This window comes from Nisaea denitrificans DSM 18348 (genome assembly GCF_000426505.1).
Lineage (GTDB): Bacteria > Pseudomonadota > Alphaproteobacteria > Thalassobaculales > Thalassobaculaceae > Nisaea > Nisaea denitrificans.
This window is the reverse complement of record NZ_AUFM01000019.1, coordinates 121,113-135,941: the sequence shown is the minus strand read 5'-3', so window position 1 is coordinate 135,941 and position 14,829 is coordinate 121,113. Positions and strand designations below refer to the sequence as shown.

General features: G+C 59.4%; 12 protein-coding genes. 2 read left to right on the top strand and 10 right to left on the bottom strand.

Translation table 11 applies throughout. The features are described from left to right. Positions 1–76: 76 nt before the first annotated feature. Positions 77–781, top strand: coding sequence for a GNAT family N-acetyltransferase (locus K328_RS0114660; protein ID WP_028466614.1), 705 nt, complete (start codon positions 77–79; stop codon positions 779–781). A 40-nt stretch (positions 782–821) separates the two neighbouring features. Here K328_RS0114660 and K328_RS0114655 read toward each other — a convergent pair whose 3' ends face one another. The 6 genes from K328_RS0114655 to K328_RS0114625 all read right to left on the bottom strand — a co-directional run bounded on the left by K328_RS0114655 (position 822) and on the right by K328_RS0114625 (position 8,562). Then, the gene (locus tag K328_RS0114655; protein WP_156901372.1) at positions 822–2,045 is read right to left on the bottom strand and encodes a TIGR04372 family glycosyltransferase; all 1,224 of its coding nucleotides are present in this window, start codon (positions 2,043–2,045) and stop codon (positions 822–824) included. Between the two features lie 74 nt (positions 2,046–2,119). Continuing rightward, entirely contained in the window at positions 2,120–4,810 is a 2,691-nt protein-coding gene (gene metH, locus K328_RS0114645; protein WP_028466611.1) for a methionine synthase, read from the bottom strand. After that, positions 4,807–5,871, bottom strand: coding sequence for a homocysteine S-methyltransferase family protein (locus K328_RS26935; RefSeq protein ID WP_051284944.1), 1,065 nt, complete (start codon positions 5,869–5,871; stop codon positions 4,807–4,809). Before K328_RS26935 ends, metH begins: the two co-directional genes overlap by 4 nt. Further along, on the bottom strand, positions 5,868–6,737 hold the full coding sequence (locus tag K328_RS0114635) for a homocysteine S-methyltransferase family protein (protein ID WP_028466609.1): 870 nt from the start codon (positions 6,735–6,737) through the stop codon (positions 5,868–5,870). The genes K328_RS26935 and K328_RS0114635 overlap by 4 nt, the downstream gene beginning before the upstream one ends. After that, positions 6,734–7,600 (bottom strand): methylenetetrahydrofolate reductase [NAD(P)H], encoded by an 867-nt coding sequence (gene metF, locus K328_RS0114630; RefSeq protein WP_028466608.1) that lies wholly within the window; start codon positions 7,598–7,600, stop codon positions 6,734–6,736. The genes K328_RS0114635 and metF overlap by 4 nt, the downstream gene beginning before the upstream one ends. Continuing rightward, positions 7,600–8,562 (bottom strand): ArsR/SmtB family transcription factor, encoded by a 963-nt coding sequence (locus K328_RS0114625; protein WP_028466607.1) that lies wholly within the window; start codon positions 8,560–8,562, stop codon positions 7,600–7,602. The genes metF and K328_RS0114625 overlap by 1 nt, the downstream gene beginning before the upstream one ends. A 203-nt stretch (positions 8,563–8,765) precedes the next feature. On the opposite strand from K328_RS0114625, the gene K328_RS0114620 reads away from it, so the two are divergent. Continuing rightward, complete coding sequence (locus tag K328_RS0114620; protein WP_156901370.1) at positions 8,766–9,104, top strand: hypothetical protein; 339 nt, start codon at positions 8,766–8,768, stop codon at positions 9,102–9,104. 71 nt (positions 9,105–9,175) lie between these two features. Here K328_RS0114620 and aroF read toward each other — a convergent pair whose 3' ends face one another. The 4 genes from aroF to K328_RS24210 are packed head-to-tail and all read right to left on the bottom strand — an operon-like array spanning position 9,176 to position 14,641. Then, a complete protein-coding gene (gene aroF / locus K328_RS0114615; RefSeq protein ID WP_036554418.1) occupies positions 9,176–10,096 on the bottom strand; it encodes a 3-deoxy-7-phosphoheptulonate synthase in 921 nt (306 codons plus the stop codon). Positions 10,097–10,128: 32 nt separating this feature from the next. Then, the gene (locus tag K328_RS0114610; protein ID WP_028466604.1) at positions 10,129–11,310 is read right to left on the bottom strand and encodes a glycosyltransferase; all 1,182 of its coding nucleotides are present in this window, start codon (positions 11,308–11,310) and stop codon (positions 10,129–10,131) included. Beyond that, positions 11,310–13,118 carry a tetratricopeptide repeat protein gene (locus K328_RS0114605; RefSeq protein WP_028466603.1) on the bottom strand — a complete coding sequence of 603 codons (1,809 nt, stop codon included), beginning with the start codon at positions 13,116–13,118 and terminating at the stop codon, positions 11,310–11,312. The genes K328_RS0114610 and K328_RS0114605 overlap by 1 nt, the downstream gene beginning before the upstream one ends. Continuing rightward, on the bottom strand, positions 13,115–14,641 hold the full coding sequence (locus tag K328_RS24210) for a glycosyltransferase family 4 protein (protein WP_051284943.1): 1,527 nt from the start codon (positions 14,639–14,641) through the stop codon (positions 13,115–13,117). The genes K328_RS0114605 and K328_RS24210 overlap by 4 nt, the downstream gene beginning before the upstream one ends. Positions 14,642–14,829 lie beyond the last annotated feature (188 nt).

The following is a 14,829-nucleotide window of genomic DNA, read 5'->3' as shown; positions in this document are numbered from 1 at the left end:
CGCTACCGGTACGCGGGTGTGCCGTGCGATCTTTTTGCGTCAATGAATTCCGGCCTTTGCTCCAGGAATACTCACTATGGCAAGTCAGGTGAAACAACCTTTCGACAGCTCCCTTCTCGGCGGCCCTGTCTATCGCCTGGAAATCACAAGCGAGTCCGAGCTCCAGGATATATGTGATCTGGTGCCGGACGATGCAATTCTGGTATCCGTTCGACTGCCGGAAGCTTGGGCCCATCCATCAAAGGAGAGCGGTTTCCGGGAGATCGAGACGCTCGTCCAGCTCGAGCGATATTTCATCGAAGAAGATCGCCAGCCCTCTTCCACCAACATCAGGCTTTCAAGCCCGGGTGACGGAGAGTTTTGCGCAACTATCGCCGAAGCCGTTTTCCGCTCGGACAGGTATCATGCCGACCCAATGGTCTCGGAGGAGATCGCAAACCGGGTGAAGGCTTCATGGGCCCGGAATGAAGTCAGCGGACGAACGGACAAGACCTTTATTTGGGAAGAAAATGGGGAAATTGGAGGCTTCAACGGATGCCTTCTTCAGAATCGCATCATGACCGTTGACCTGATCGCTGTTTCGCAAGCCCATCAGGGACGGGGTATCGGCGCCGCACTTATCAAAGCAGCCTTTTCCCACTATGCCGGGCTGGCTGATTGCGGCCTCATTGCGACCCAGGACAGTAATACCGGCGCGCTCGCGCTATATCGTAAGCTGGGTTTTGTCGAGACTGCCCGGTTCCGGACGTTCCACTACGTGCCGACGCCGATCGGTTTTTAATAAGAGCCCTTACTTAAAACGGCTCGGTTTTTTCCCACCGTCATGTCAGAAAGCCTGGATTTGATTCCAGATAAACCGAGCACAAACGCTGAGGCCACCGCGACGGCGTGGGTCCTTGCGTTGCCGTGCCGCGGACAGTTTCATCGAACTCGGCTGTGATTTGCAGGAAGCGGTTCAGCACTTCCAGATCCGGCGGCGTTTGCTCCTCGACAGACCGGACCATCTCCCGCACCCCTGCGAGGATTTCCTCCGCGCTATTGCTTTCAACCCGTAGCCCCGCAGCCTCCAGTGCCCCCGCAGTGGGAATCCCCTTCAGGTTGGCGAGCCCCATATCGCGATACGAGAGACGGTCTCCGTTTCCCCGCACATAGTGGGTGAAGATCGAGAGCTCATGAGGCAAGAATCCCCAGGACGAAACCGGATAGGCATTGGTCACCAGGAACGGCTTACCCAAGGACTGGAATATTGAGAAGGGTCCCGATTGCGTGCAAATGCCAAACGCAGCTCCGCCAATCAGCCCGAAATCAAGCGACCGATCATGTGCGTCGTGCCTCATGGCTTCTATGTAATTCGGGTCGGTGAGATCGAGTGCGGGGCTTGCAATATCGCCGATCCGGATCACCGCATACCCGTTTTCGAGCAGAAACTTCACTCCATCCCGGTAGGCTTCGATAGGCGTGAACCTGAACGAGTGGTACGCCATATCCGGAGCAAAACCGGCATCACGAACATGCAGCACGACATAGGGCCGTGATGGATCTTCAATTGAACTGTCGAGAAACTTTTGCGCTGCGTCACGCACATGGTCCGGCACGGAGAAGAACCGATGCGGCAGGCCATTCGCCAATTGTTTGGTGAAGTCCTTATAGAGGGTCTGTGGTGATCTTAGATAAAGATCGTAGTTGCCCAGCCCGAAGGCGCCGGCATCAATGAAACCCATTGTCGTCAAAATGATGTCGTCGGTCTCGACCACCGTGAATTCTGATTTCAGATATTCAAAGACCGCAGTGTTGGCCGCCTGCGCGCCGGGGCCGGTGACTATGACGATCTCGTCGTAGCGCTCTCGGAACATTGTGTTCAAGCACCACGGCTCTGCTATCAGATGTCCCATGCGGCTCGGCTGGGCGAGCACATAGACGAGGTAGCGTTTGTTACTATCGAGGCGCGCGTTAAGCAGCTCGACAAGCCGGCCAATATGTACTTTCAAACGTTCAGGATCGGCCAGTTCCTCACGGAACACTCTATCCCTCGGTGTTTCCTCCAAGACCAGCCTCCGGCTCTCGCACCAACATAGGTCCAGAACCTAACCCGTCTGAAGAAAGACGGGAATCCCTGAAGCTACGCAGCGGCGGCCTTCGGGTCATAGTCGAGGTTGGAGGCCAACCAGCGCTCGACCTCTTCCACAGTCGCGCCCTTGCGTGCGGCATAGTCGGCCACCTGATCACGGCCGATCCGGCCGAGGCCAAAATAGCGCGATTCAGGATGCGAGAAATAGAGCCCCGAAACGGAGGACGCAGGCCACATGGCGTTGCTTTCCGTAAGAGACACACCGGTCGCGGCTTGCGCGTCCAGCAGGCGGAACAGTTCTGGCTTTTCCGTATGGTCCGGGCAGGCCGGATAGCCCGGAGCCGGGCGGATACCGCGATAATCCTCAGCGATGAGCTGCTCGTTGCTGAGCGACTCACCTGGCGCGTAGCCCCAGAACTCCGTGCGAACCCGCTCATGCATGCGCTCGGCAAAGGCTTCCGCCAGCCGGTCGCCGATAACTTTCATCAGGATAGCGTCATAGTCGTCGTGCGCGGCCTCCAGCTTCTTCGCCCGCCCGTCGATCTCCTCGCCTGCCGTGACCACGAAGCCGCCGATATAATCAGCCACACCGGTCTCCAGCGGAGCAATGAAGTCGGACAGCGCCAGGTTCGCCCGGTCTGCGCGGCTGTGAATGCGCTGCTGACGGAGTGTGTGCAGAACGCTCCGGCGCTCGGTGCGGCTCTCGTCCGTGAAGAGAATGATGTCGTCCTTGTCCGAGGCGGCCGGCCAGAAACCGACCACGGCACGGGCCCGCACCCAACGTTCGGAAATCATCTGGTCGAGCATCCGGAGCCCATCGTCATAGAGTGATCGCGCCGTCTCCCCGACTTTCGGGTCGTCCAGGATTTCCGGGAACCGGCCATGCAGCTCCCAAGCCTGGAAGAAAGGCTTCCAGTCGATCCGTTCGGCCAATTCGCCAAGGTCATAATTGTCGAAGGTTTTAGTGCCGAGGAAAGACGGCTTCGGCGGCTCGTAAGAACCCCAGTCGATCTGGGTCGCATTCTCCCGCGCCTCTTCCAGCGTCAGGCGCTTCGCCCCGCTGTTACCCCGTGCATGATGCGCCCGGATCTTTTCATATTCGTTCGAGATCTCACCGGCGAAATTCTGGCTGTTGCTGGCCGAGAACAGGTTCCCGGTCACGCCCACCGCACGCGATGCATCGGTGACATAGACCACCGGCCCGTCATAATTCGGCGCGATCTTCACCGCCGTATGCACCTTGCTGGTGGTCGCCCCGCCGATCAGCAGCGGCAGGCTCATCCCTTCCCGCTTCATCTCCGAGGCGACATAGGACATCTCCTCCAGGCTCGGCGTGATCAGGCCGGACAGGCCGATGGCATCGACCTTCTCCACCTTGGCGGTTTCCAGGATCTTGGCGGACGACACCATGACACCGAGATCGATGACCTCGTAATTGTTGCACTGGAGCACGACGCCGACGATGTTCTTGCCAATATCGTGAACGTCCCCCTTCACCGTCGCCATCAGGATCTTGCCATTGGAACGGGCCTTGCCGTCCGCTTCCTGCTCCATATAGGGCAGCAGGATCGCCACGGCCTTCTTCATCACCCGCGCGCTCTTGACCACCTGCGGCAGGAACATCTTCCCCGCACCGAAGAGGTCGCCGACGACATTCATGCCGGACATCAGCGGGCCTTCGATCACATCCAGCGGGCGGCCAAGGGAAAGCCGCGCTTCCTCGACATCCTCGTCGATGAAGTCGGTAATACCGTGCACCAGCGCATAAGAGAGTCGGCCCGACACATCCTGTTCACGCCAGGTGAGGTCCGCTTCCCTGGCCTTGGCCTGTCCCCGGAAACTCTCGGCAATTTCCAGCAGACGTTCGGTCGCATCGTCGCGGCGGTTGAGCACCACGTCTTCCGCCCGCTCCCGCAGATCTTCCGGAATATCCTCATAGACCGGCAGCGCGCCCGCATTGACGATCGCCATGTCCATGCCTGCCTTGATGGCATGGAACAGGAAGACCGCATGAATGGCTTCACGGACCGAATTGTTGCCACGGAAGGAGAAAGAGAGGTTCGACAGGCCGCCTGAGACATGGGCGCCCGGAAGCTCTGTACGGATCCGGCGCGTGGCCTCAATGAAGGCCCGGCCGTAATCGTTGTGCTCCTCAATCCCGGTCGCAACGGCGAAGATGTTGGGATCGAAAATGATGTCTTCCGGCGCAAAGCCGACAGTCCCGACAAGCAGATCGTAGGACCGCTTGCAGATCTCGAATTTGCGATCGGCGGTATCCGCCTGCCCTTCTTCATCAAAGGCCATGACGACCACGGCGGCGCCATAGCGCCGGACTAGCCGGGCCTGTTTCAGGAACGGCTCCTCGCCTTCCTTAAGGCTGATGGAATTCACCACCGATTTGCCCTGCACGCATTTCAGGCCAGCCTCGATGATCTCCCATTTTGAGCTGTCGATCATCACCGGAACCTTCGAGATATCCGGCTCGGACGCGATCATGTTCAGAAAGCGGACCATCGCCGCTTTCGAATCCAGCATCCCCTCATCCATGTTGATGTCGATGATCTGGGCGCCGCTCTCGACCTGCTGACGGGCAACATCCAGCGCGGTCTCATAGTCGCCTTCCAGGATCAGCCGCTTGAAGCGGGCGGAGCCGGTGACGTTTGTGCGCTCGCCAATATTGACGAAACGGGCGCCGGTCTCGGTCACTTCTCCGGTCTCTGTCTTTTCCATTGTCTCGCTCATGCCGGCACCTCGAACGGCTCAAGGCCGGAAAGCCGCATGCGCCGCGGCGGTTTCGGTATCTCGCGCGGCGGCACGTCCTTGACCGCCTCGGCAATTGCCCGGATGTGATCCGGCGTGGTGCCGCAGCAGCCGCCGACGATATTGACCAGTCCATCCCGGGCCCAGGCGCCGATCTCACGCGCGGTTTCTTCCGGGGTCTCGTCATAACCGCCAAAAGCGTTCGGCAGTCCGGCATTGGGATAGGCGCTGACACAGGTTTCGGCGACGCGGGAAAGCTCGGCCAGAAACCCGCGAAGCTGATGCGCTCCGAGCGCGCAATTGAGGCCGACACTGATTGGCTTGGCGTGGCGCACCGAGTTCCAGAAGGCTTCCGGTGTCTGTCCCGAGAGCGTGCGGCCGGAGAGATCCGTAATCGTGCCGGAAATCATCAGCGGCAACCGGATACCGGTCTCTTCCGCCAACTCGTCGATCCCGAACAAAGCCGCCTTTGCGTTAAGCGTATCGAAAATGGTTTCCACCAGCAGCAGATCGGCGCCACCCTCGATCAGACCGCGCGCGGCTTCCTTGTAGGCTCCGGCCAGCTCATCGAAATTCGTGTTCCGAAAAGCCGGATCGTTGACGTCCGGAGAAATCGAGGCCGTCCTGTTGGTCGGGCCGAGGGCACCGGCAACGAAACAAATCCGTCCCGGCTCCGCCGCTTCGGCTGCATCGGCGGCCTTCCGCGCAATCCGAGCACCTTCGAAGTTCAGCTCGTAGACCAGATCCTCGGCGGCATAATCGGCCTGGGCGATCGTGGTTGCGCTGAAAGTGTTGGTCTCGACGATATCGGAGCCGGCATCGAAATAGGCCCGATGGATCTCTTCGACGATTTCCGGCCGGGTCAGGTTCAGGATATCGTTGTTCCCGCGCAGGTCGGAGCCATGGTCCGCCAGGCGCTCGCCCCGATAGCCGGCCTCGTCCAGGTTATAGCCCTGCACCATGGTCCCCATGGCGCCGTCCATCACGAAGATGCGTTCGCCAAGCAGGGTTTCGAAGGCTTTGATCCGGTCTTCCCGATTCATTTTCTTTTCCTTCTCCGGACCAGCGTCGTGGCCCCGAGGCTTGTTTTGATAACGCGGCGGAGATCTCGCGGCGACGACGACGGCAGGAAGGCAAGCCGCCCTCCCAGCATCGGGTCTTCGCACAACGTCCGCACAGTGTTGGTATCCGCCGCCGGGCTGAGGGCCACAGCCCCCTTCCAGTACGGCAATACATGTTCCAGCAGTGCCGGAGCGGTTTCAGGGATATCGCCCGGATTAACACCGATCGCCGCAACCTGCATGGTCGAAGCAAGCACGGCGGATTGTGCCAGATCTTCATGGATCTGGTCGCGGTCAAACCGGCCCGGCTGCAATGCCGGACGCAGCAGCAGCATCAGGGGAACCTTCTGCTCTGCCTCGGTCATGCCCCAGCGGGCCCCGTTCATCGCTGCCGCGACATGCGCGGGACGGGCCGCAACGTCGATCAGTACCGCGTCGACACCGCCCGCAACTTGCGCCGAGACAAGGCAACGCGCGGCGGATTCGATTTCGTCCGCCGTCATGAAGCCCGTGACCGGAACCCGCGACGGCAAGCGGACATCGCCAATCACCAGCACCTGATGAGCCGCTTCGTCCGCCACCGTCCGGGCCAGCTCAGCGCCGAGATAGCTGACAGCAAAGGCCTCGTCGAACATACGGAAGCTGCGCAGCAACTGCGGAGCAGCCCCGCCGGAATTGGTGAAAAGCACCTCGGCACCGGCCTTCACGAAACGCCTATGCACTTTCATGACCAGCTTCGGACGCTCGATATTCAGCGCCTCGACGCAGCCGCTCTTGCCGACCCAGCGCGCAAGTTGCGACGCCGGGGCGGGGGCGGCATGCGGAATGCGCTCTCCCACTCCAGTCATGCGGCCTCCGACAGGTTCGGACGCATGCCGAGCAGATGGCAGGTCGCGAAGGTCAGCGACGGCACATTGAGAGTGTAGAAATGGAAATCCGTCACGCCTTCCTCGATCAGACGATGGCAGAGATCGGCGGCAGTGCTGGCGGCAACCAGCTCGCGCGTCTCCGGATCCTCGTCCAGGCCCTCGAACCGCTCGAACAGCCAGTCGGGAACAGACGCACCGCAGCGTTTGCTGAAGTTCACCATCCGGCCAAAATGGCCAATTGGCATGATGCCCGGCACCAGCGGAGCATCGATACCCGCCTTGGTGACCTTGTCCCGGAAACGCAGGAACAGATCGACATCGAAGAAATACTGGGTGATCGCGCGGTTCGCACCATTGTCGATCTTTGCCTTGAGATTGGCGATATCCGCCGCCTCAGACGGGGAGTCCGGATGTGCTTCCGGATAGGCCGCGACGGAAATATCGAAATCGCCGATCCGGCGCAATCCGGAGACCAGATCCGCTGCATTTTCATAGCCGTCCGGATGCGGCTGATAGCGGCCGGTATCCTGGGGCGGATCGCCGCGCAGAGCGACCAGCCGGGTGATACCCGCCTCAAGCCATCCCTTGGCGATGCCATCGACCTCCGCCTTGTCGGCACCGACACAAGTCAGATGCGCCGCAGGCTCCATACGCCCGTCGCTCTTCAGTTTCTGCACCACTTTCAGGGTGCGCTCCCGCGTGGTTCCGCCGGCCCCGTACGTGACCGAGGCGAAAGCCGGACCGAGAGGGGCAAGTTTTTCCACCGTGTTCCACAGGCGCGCTTCGGCAGCCTCACTGGAGGGCGGGAAAAATTCAAAGCTGACAGAAAGTTTCTCGGCCATCAGAGCGCCTCCGCCACAAGATCATTAGCAATTTCAATCCGGCTCTTGCCGGTCCAGATACACACCGTGAGGTCTCCACCGTCGATCCGCTCGACATCCTGAATTTCGAGACCTGCCTTTGCGAACAGCCGCTCCACATCGGCATCGGAAAACCCGAGCCAGCGATGAGCATGGCGCTCGCGCAGGTCCGCGAGGTCATGAGAGGCGAAATCGACCAGCACAAGCCGGCCGCCCGGGCGCAGCACCCGCGCCGCCTCGCGCACCATATCGGCCGGGCTGTCGGCATAATGCATCAGCATGTTGGCCGTGACCGCATCAAAGCGATGTGCCGGGAACGGCAGGCGATACATGTCCGCATGCCGGACCTGGCAATTCCGCAGCACTTCCTGATCGAGATAGCTGCGGGCAATCGCCAGCATCTCGCGGGAATTATCGACACCGACCGCGGCCCGAACATCCTCACCGACAAGACGAAGCACACGTCCCGTGCCTGTTCCGATATCCAGCAAATCGCGCACCGGCGCGCTGAGAATGCGGCGCTTCAGACGCGTATCGACGCTCTCGTCATCGATATGCTGGCCTCGCATATCTTCCCAGTTCTGCGCATTGCGGCGGAAATACTCCTCCGCCACCTGGGCGCGCTGCAGCTTGATCTCATCCAGCCGCTTCAGATCGACGGAGATGACATCGTCATCATCCGGCGTCAGATCGACCAGCATGCGGGCAAGATCGGACACGTCGCTGTCTTCGCTCATCCGATAGAAGGCTCGGCTGCCTTCCTGATGGCGTTCCAGCAGATTGGCCTCGACCATCAGCTTCAGGTGACGGGAAACGCGTGGCTGGCTTTGTCCAAGCACCTGCACCAGCTCCGTCACGGACAGCTCGGCATGCGCGCACAGCATCAGAATGCGCAATCGCGTCGGCTCGGAGACGGCCCGGAGGCCTTGCAGCAAAGTTTCCATCAACTCGCCAAACAATCTGTTTAGACACAATCATATAAAGATGTCTTTATGTTTTTATATTTAAGGGCTTGGTGAGTCAAGCCGGATCGTCTACCCGAGCACCGATAGGTATGCGGAGTTGAATGAGATCGAATGGCGGGACCTAATGTCGCGGCTAAACGCGAGCGACATCGGAGTTCAGCGAAAAACAATCCGGTGGACCGTTGCACGCAGCGCCGAGCCGCTTCGCATTTCGCAAAATCTTTGACAAAGCAAACGTCAGACCACATAGAGCAGGCGTGCTTGAAGCACCCGCTTCACAGGGAACCGAGACAATGTGGCTCGAATTTTTGGAATCCGCAGGGAGCATCGCCCTGATAATTGCCGGGATCGCCGTGTTCTTCTGGATCGGCCTGACGTTCACAATCCGCCGCGTCAACAAAGGCAAGCAGCGGACGACGATGGAACATCGGGCGGAAGATCTGGAAAAAGAAATCGACGCGGAAATCGCTGAACGACGCAAGAAAAGCGGTTTGGCGAAACATCCGCCAATTACGGCATAACCCCGGCTAATAAAGAATCCCGGGACAGATCAGGACGGCGCGACAATCACTGCCGCGCCGTCATTTCCCGATCAGGAATTGCTGCCTACATCCAGCGTCCGGCCTATGGCCGTCGCAATTGGGCGCATCGCCTTCATCATGTCGTCGAATTCCGCAAAGGAACTCGCCTGCAGCGGGTCCACTGCCGCGTTGCGCGGGTCCGGATGTACTTCCAGCATCAATGAGTCGGCACCGGCGGCAACGGAAGCCAGCATCATCGACTTGACCCAAGGCTGCCAGAACGTGGCGTGAGACGGATCGGTCATCACCGGCAGGTGCGTGACTTCCTGAGCCGCCGGCACAACCTGGAGATCGAGCAGGAAGCGGGAGGTTGCCCGGTGCGTATGCGGCACAACAACACCGCGCTCGCACAGCACGATCTGCGGCGTGATGCCGAGCCTGTCATGCTCAAGCGCGATGTATTCAGCCGCCATCAGCCAGTCCCGGAGCGAGGAGCCATAACCCCGCTTCAGCATCACCGGCATGCCGGTCTTGCCGACTTCAGTCAGCAGCGGATAGTTCTGCATATTCCGGGTGCCGATCTGCAGCATGTCGGCATGTTTGGCGACGATCTCGATCTTGTCGATTTCCATCACTTCGGTAACGATCGGCAGGCCTGTTTCCTGCTTTGCTACCGTAAGCCACTTCAGGCCGTCTTCCCGCGTCTCGAAGAATTTAGGGCTGCGATATGGGAAGCTCAGCGGCTTGAAGGCACCCCCGCGCAGGAAATGACCGCCAGAGGCTTTGATCGCCTTCGCGCTCTCGACAATCATCTCCTCGTTCTCGACCGTGTTCGGCCCGGCCATGACCGGGACCAGCGGCCCGCCGATCTCGATACCGCCACAGGTGAAGACCGTCTTGTGATCCGGCGACTTCTTCGCGACGAGCGGGATCTTTCCGGCAATATCGTCTTCGGTCAGGTCTTTGCCGGGAAATTTGTTCTCTACGGCCATGGTGCATCCTCTCCTGCGGGAAATCTTTATCTTCAGCGTGCGTTTAGTGTCGATAAGACATAGTCCGTGATCCGGGCAAGCAGATTGAATGGCCCACGCCGTTCAAGGTCTACAGCTGCAATACGGGCATTCTCGGCAAACCGCTCGTGAGTGAGGGTGGCCGTAACCGCTTGGACAATATGCTCCGGTTGAAACTTGTTGCCACTTTTCATGACGGTGGCAGAACCGAGCTTGCCGAGATACTCGCCGTTCTTTTGCTGCTCGAAATGGCGCGGCACAATACATTGCGGCCGGCCGATCGCCATCACCTGCTCCAGTGTACCAATGCCTCCGTGATGAACGACAACTTTGGCATTCGCCACCGCTTGCTCAATCGGTTGCGGCGTGTCGTGGATTGTCAGACCACGCTCCCGCCATTTGGTCCGGGCTTCATCGTTTGCATCACGCAGGTAGAGGTCACCGGTCCAACTGGATCCAGCAAGAGCCTCCAGAACCTTCTGCGTTCCGGCATACCCATAGGAGAGATAAGCGAAATAATCCTGCACCGGCTCCTGCGTTGCCGGAGCGGAAAGCGGCCGTAACGGAGATGATTCCGTATTTTCGCGGAAGCTGTGGTAGGGATCGAGTTCCGGTATCGTCACGACGAAATTGCGCTCACCGTGCATCAGCGCCGGGACCCGGTCAGGCAACGCCTTGCCGCGACGGCGCTGGACTTCCCGGACGGTCTCCAGCAGCCGCTCGGGATCAACCCGGTTTGGCGCATCCTTGAACGTCCTGAACTCCGACCAGTTTCCCGGTGGCAGCGTAAACCAGTCCCCGATCGGCACCACCGGTCTCTCGCCAAAAACGGCAAGGCCGGCCGTCGGAGAGTAATCGGAGATCAATAGGTCCGGGTCGAAACTGTCGATGATCGCGGCCCAGCCATCGGTCAGAGCGGTCAGCTTGTCCGGCTCGACATAACCGACAGTCGCCAGAACATCCCCGATGGACGCGATCACTTTATCCCGGACATCCGGAGGTGCATATGGCGCCACCAACGGAGCCTGGAAGACTCTGTATCCCTCACGCGCGATCATAGAATGCGTGACAATCAGATTGCGGACAACAAAGGCGCACTCGACTCCATTGTCTCTCAGCATGTTCGCAATCGGCAGCAATCGGCTGACATGACCCAGCCCGTCACCCAGTTCCCACGCAAACAGGACTTTCTTCATCAGGAGGCCTTCGCTTTTTGCATTTCGTCAAGCGCGGCGCCGATCTTTTCAATGACGCCTGGCCAGTCACCCGGTTTGGCTTGCCGGAACAGGCGTGCGGACGGATACCACGGGCTGTCGTCACGATGCTGCAGCCAGCGCCAGTCCGGATTGTGGGACAACAGCACAAAGACCGGGCACCCCATGCCGCCGACGAGATGGGCAACCGACGTACAAGTGGTCACGGTCACGTCGAGCTGACGGACGATGGAGACCGTATCAGCGAATGATTTGACATCCTTGCTCAACGGAATAAGCGAGGGTGGGGCGCCCGCAATGTCTGCTTCGCGCGGCCCCTTTTGCAGGCTGTAGCACTGCACACCATCCATATCGAAAAGGGGTGCGTAGTAGTCGACTTTCGAGGACCGGATATCGTCCCCCGGAAAGGCCGGATTACCGCCCCAGACCACACCTACATTCAGTTTGGCCGGATCAAGATCTGGGACAGGGAAGCGGTCCGGGCCGATTGAGTTTATATAGGGGGCTTTTGGCAGGTCATCGACCGTCTTGACCCCCAGGAGCTTCGGTAAAGACAATTGCGCGATATGGCAATCGAAGTCCGGCTCCTGACCGGGCCGCCGCGGGACCAGCTCGACCATGTCCTTGTAATCAACATAGACGTCCTGAATCTCATCATGCGCCTCCAGAAGAACACGCCCTTTCTTCGCTCCCGCCTGTGCCCGCTCGACAGCCCCGGGAATGAACCGGAGGAACTGAAGGGCATCACCAACACCCTGCTCGGCGACAACTAGCAACGTTCGACCTTCGAGTGGCCCGCCGTCCCATTCCGGCTGGGTTACATCGCGCTTCTTGGTCGGGAATGACTCTGTTTCCCAGCGCCATTCATACTCATCAAACCCTTCGCCGAGCTGCCCGTCGGCCAACAAGGCAAGCGACAGGTTCCAATGGAATGTCGCCTCCTCCGGTCGGCACAACAGAGCGCGGCGAAAAGCCAGGATCGACGGCTTTAGGCTTCCAGCCTCTTTTTCCAGATTTCCGAAATTGTAGTAGCCGCCCGCATTCTCCGGCTCGGACAGCAGTGCCCGCTTGAGAGCCCGCGCTCCTTCCAGGAACTGCAAATTGTGGCGGTAGGCCGATCCCAAATTCGAATAGGCCGGGGAAAAATCCGGCTCAAGCCGACTGACCGACTCATAAATAGCCGCCGCCCCATTGTAATTCTTTGCTCGGTACCGGGCATTCCCCAGCTCCAGAAGAGCATCGCGAAGCTTCGGATCAAACTCTCGCGCCCGACGAAGAACTTTAAGCGCACGGTCCTTTTCACCTGTTTCGTAATAGAGAATGCCCAGATCACGCATAGCTGGCACGAATTTGGGCTTCAGGTTTACAGCCGCCTCATAATGCCCTCGCGCCGCTTGCGTAACGCCTTTGCGATAGCAGTAGCCTGCTGCGGCGTAGCGGATTACCGCATCGCTCGGCGTGTTCTTGAGCGCCACCCGAAACACGGCTTCAAGCAGCGCGTCATCACTCATCTGGCGCCCCAGATCAACAGCGATCCGGTTGAAGACCAGATCGCCCGCCGCCGACATTTTCAGGCCTTTCTCAAGGCATTGACGCGTGGCCTTCGCATTCTTCTGCGCCCATGCCACTTTGGCTTCCACGCCCATCAATATGGCGGTCTGCCCGACCTCCTTGCGCAAATCCGCAGCCGTCTTCTGCGCTTCATCAAGCTTGCCGTCGGCAATATGCTTGAGAGCGGCATTGGCATCTCTGAAGAGTTTCGCGCGGGTAGGAAGATCGATCGGTTTCATTGTTCACTCAACTTGATGAGGCCGAACTTCGCCAGCCAAGGCAACGTGCGATGCAATGTCGACCATCCTCGGCCGTCGATCCATTGCTCGATCTCTCCGACAGTGACAACTCCGCGTTCCGACAATCGCCGGAGTAATGCAGTCGTCTGCTCTCTCGGAAGCATGAGTTCCTGCGAAAAAGTACAGAACTCATAAGCAAGAATGGTCTGGAAATCCGCCTCCACGTTGCTGCTGTCAACAGTGACAACGGTTTCGGGCCCAAGAACAAAACTCGGATGCGGAGAGAAAATATTAAAAGGATCCGGATAGAACGGGCTGGCTGTTTCGTTGCTCTGACGCGGCGCAACTTCCGGGGCTTTTGCGCGAATTTCCCGGAGCTCCAGCCAGAGATCCTCGTAGGACCGGATGATGACGGACCAGTCGTAATGCGTCCGGGCACGGGCCCGGCCTGCCTCACCCATCCTTGCACGCAACTCCGGATCCTCCGCCAATCGGACCAAAGCGTCCGCCGCCGCGTCGAGATCACAGGACGTCATCATGCAAGCCCGGCCGATAAAGCGGTCATAATCATCCCGACCGGTCTGGTAGAGGAAGGCCAAATCGAAACCATCTCCTGTCGCAGGCGCGGTTGTGGGCACCCGGAAACCGGTTTCACCATGGACGATAGTGTCCTTATAGCCATCCCAGTCGCTGACCACCGCCGGCAGTCCCGCCGCCATCGCTTCGATCGGCGTGAGACCGAAAGTTTCCTGAATATTGTCCGAGAGAGAGAGAAATACGTCAGCACCCTGCCATGAAGCATGGACGAGATCGTCATCCTGGCCGTCAATAAAGTGCACGGCAGCAGTCTTCGTGAACTGCTCCGCTCCCTCCCGGTATATCGACATGATCCGGTCATTCGGCGCCTGGCCGACCATGACAAGATGGACCTTGCCGTTCGACATCCGTTTTGCCGCACGCTCCGCCGCGAGATACATCGGGACCGGATGTGCCTTGGCGTGAAACGTGAACCGGCCAAGGAAAAGGACGACCAAATCCTCCTCGGCAGCACCAATGCGCTCCCTCAGCATCTGCCGGGCCGTCTCGTCCTTGACGTATCGGCTGCCGTCCACGCCGAGTGGGATGACCGGCAATTGCAGCGTCGGCTCAATCCGGACCCCGGCACGGCGGCCGAGATAGTCAGCGTAGTTTTCCATCGTCCGTGTCACCACATCGCGGGCAACCTGTGACGTGCAGACAAGGGCATCCCATGGCTGCAGCGGCAGCAACAGGTAATTGGACAGACTGGCAATGATCCGGTCCGATGACAATGTGTGGGTGACGCCGCACAAGCTGTATGCGCGCTGGTTTCTGGCCCTCCGCCCCCACGCAAAGGCGTCAAAAGAAGGGCCGGCGATCATCAGGCATTCCACCGACGGAGCAGCCTGATACATTGAGTCGAGCCGCTTGACCTCTCTGTTTTTCTGATCGCGCTCCTGCGCCATTTCGGCGAATTCGGCAGCGTGCCCGTCGTTACCGGTCATGCACACGAGCTGATCAGCGCGGCCATGCTGAAACATTCCGGTCAGGAACCCGGCCCCGGCAGAGTGCCGGCCTTTTATACCCGGGCGATCTGCCCTGTAGGCGTCAGGGTGATAGTGAATTGCACAAACAGGGACAGACGACACTGAGAACCTTCCGGATTCGGAAAGACACGGGAACAAATATAAAA

Excerpts from the sequence above, each read along its gene's own strand:
- K328_RS0114660 (WP_028466614.1), top strand. The coding sequence starts at position 77 with ATGGCAAGTCAGGTGAAACAACCTTTCGACAGCTCCCTTCTCGGCGGC.
- metH (WP_028466611.1), bottom strand. The coding sequence starts at position 4,810 with ATGAGCGAGACAATGGAAAAGACAGAGACCGGAGAAGTGACCGAGACC.
- K328_RS26935 (WP_051284944.1), bottom strand. The coding sequence starts at position 5,871 with ATGAATCGGGAAGACCGGATCAAAGCCTTCGAAACCCTGCTTGGCGAA.
- K328_RS0114635 (WP_028466609.1), bottom strand. The coding sequence starts at position 6,737 with ATGACTGGAGTGGGAGAGCGCATTCCGCATGCCGCCCCCGCCCCGGCG.
- metF (WP_028466608.1), bottom strand. The coding sequence starts at position 7,600 with ATGGCCGAGAAACTTTCTGTCAGCTTTGAATTTTTCCCGCCCTCCAGT.
- K328_RS0114625 (WP_028466607.1), bottom strand. The coding sequence starts at position 8,562 with ATGGAAACTTTGCTGCAAGGCCTCCGGGCCGTCTCCGAGCCGACGCGA.
- aroF (WP_036554418.1), bottom strand. The coding sequence starts at position 10,096 with ATGGCCGTAGAGAACAAATTTCCCGGCAAAGACCTGACCGAAGACGAT.
- K328_RS0114610 (WP_028466604.1), bottom strand. The coding sequence starts at position 11,310 with ATGAAGAAAGTCCTGTTTGCGTGGGAACTGGGTGACGGGCTGGGTCAT.
- K328_RS0114605 (WP_028466603.1), bottom strand. The coding sequence starts at position 13,118 with ATGAAACCGATCGATCTTCCTACCCGCGCGAAACTCTTCAGAGATGCC.
- K328_RS24210 (WP_051284943.1), bottom strand. The coding sequence starts at position 14,641 with ATGACCGGTAACGACGGGCACGCTGCCGAATTCGCCGAAATGGCGCAG.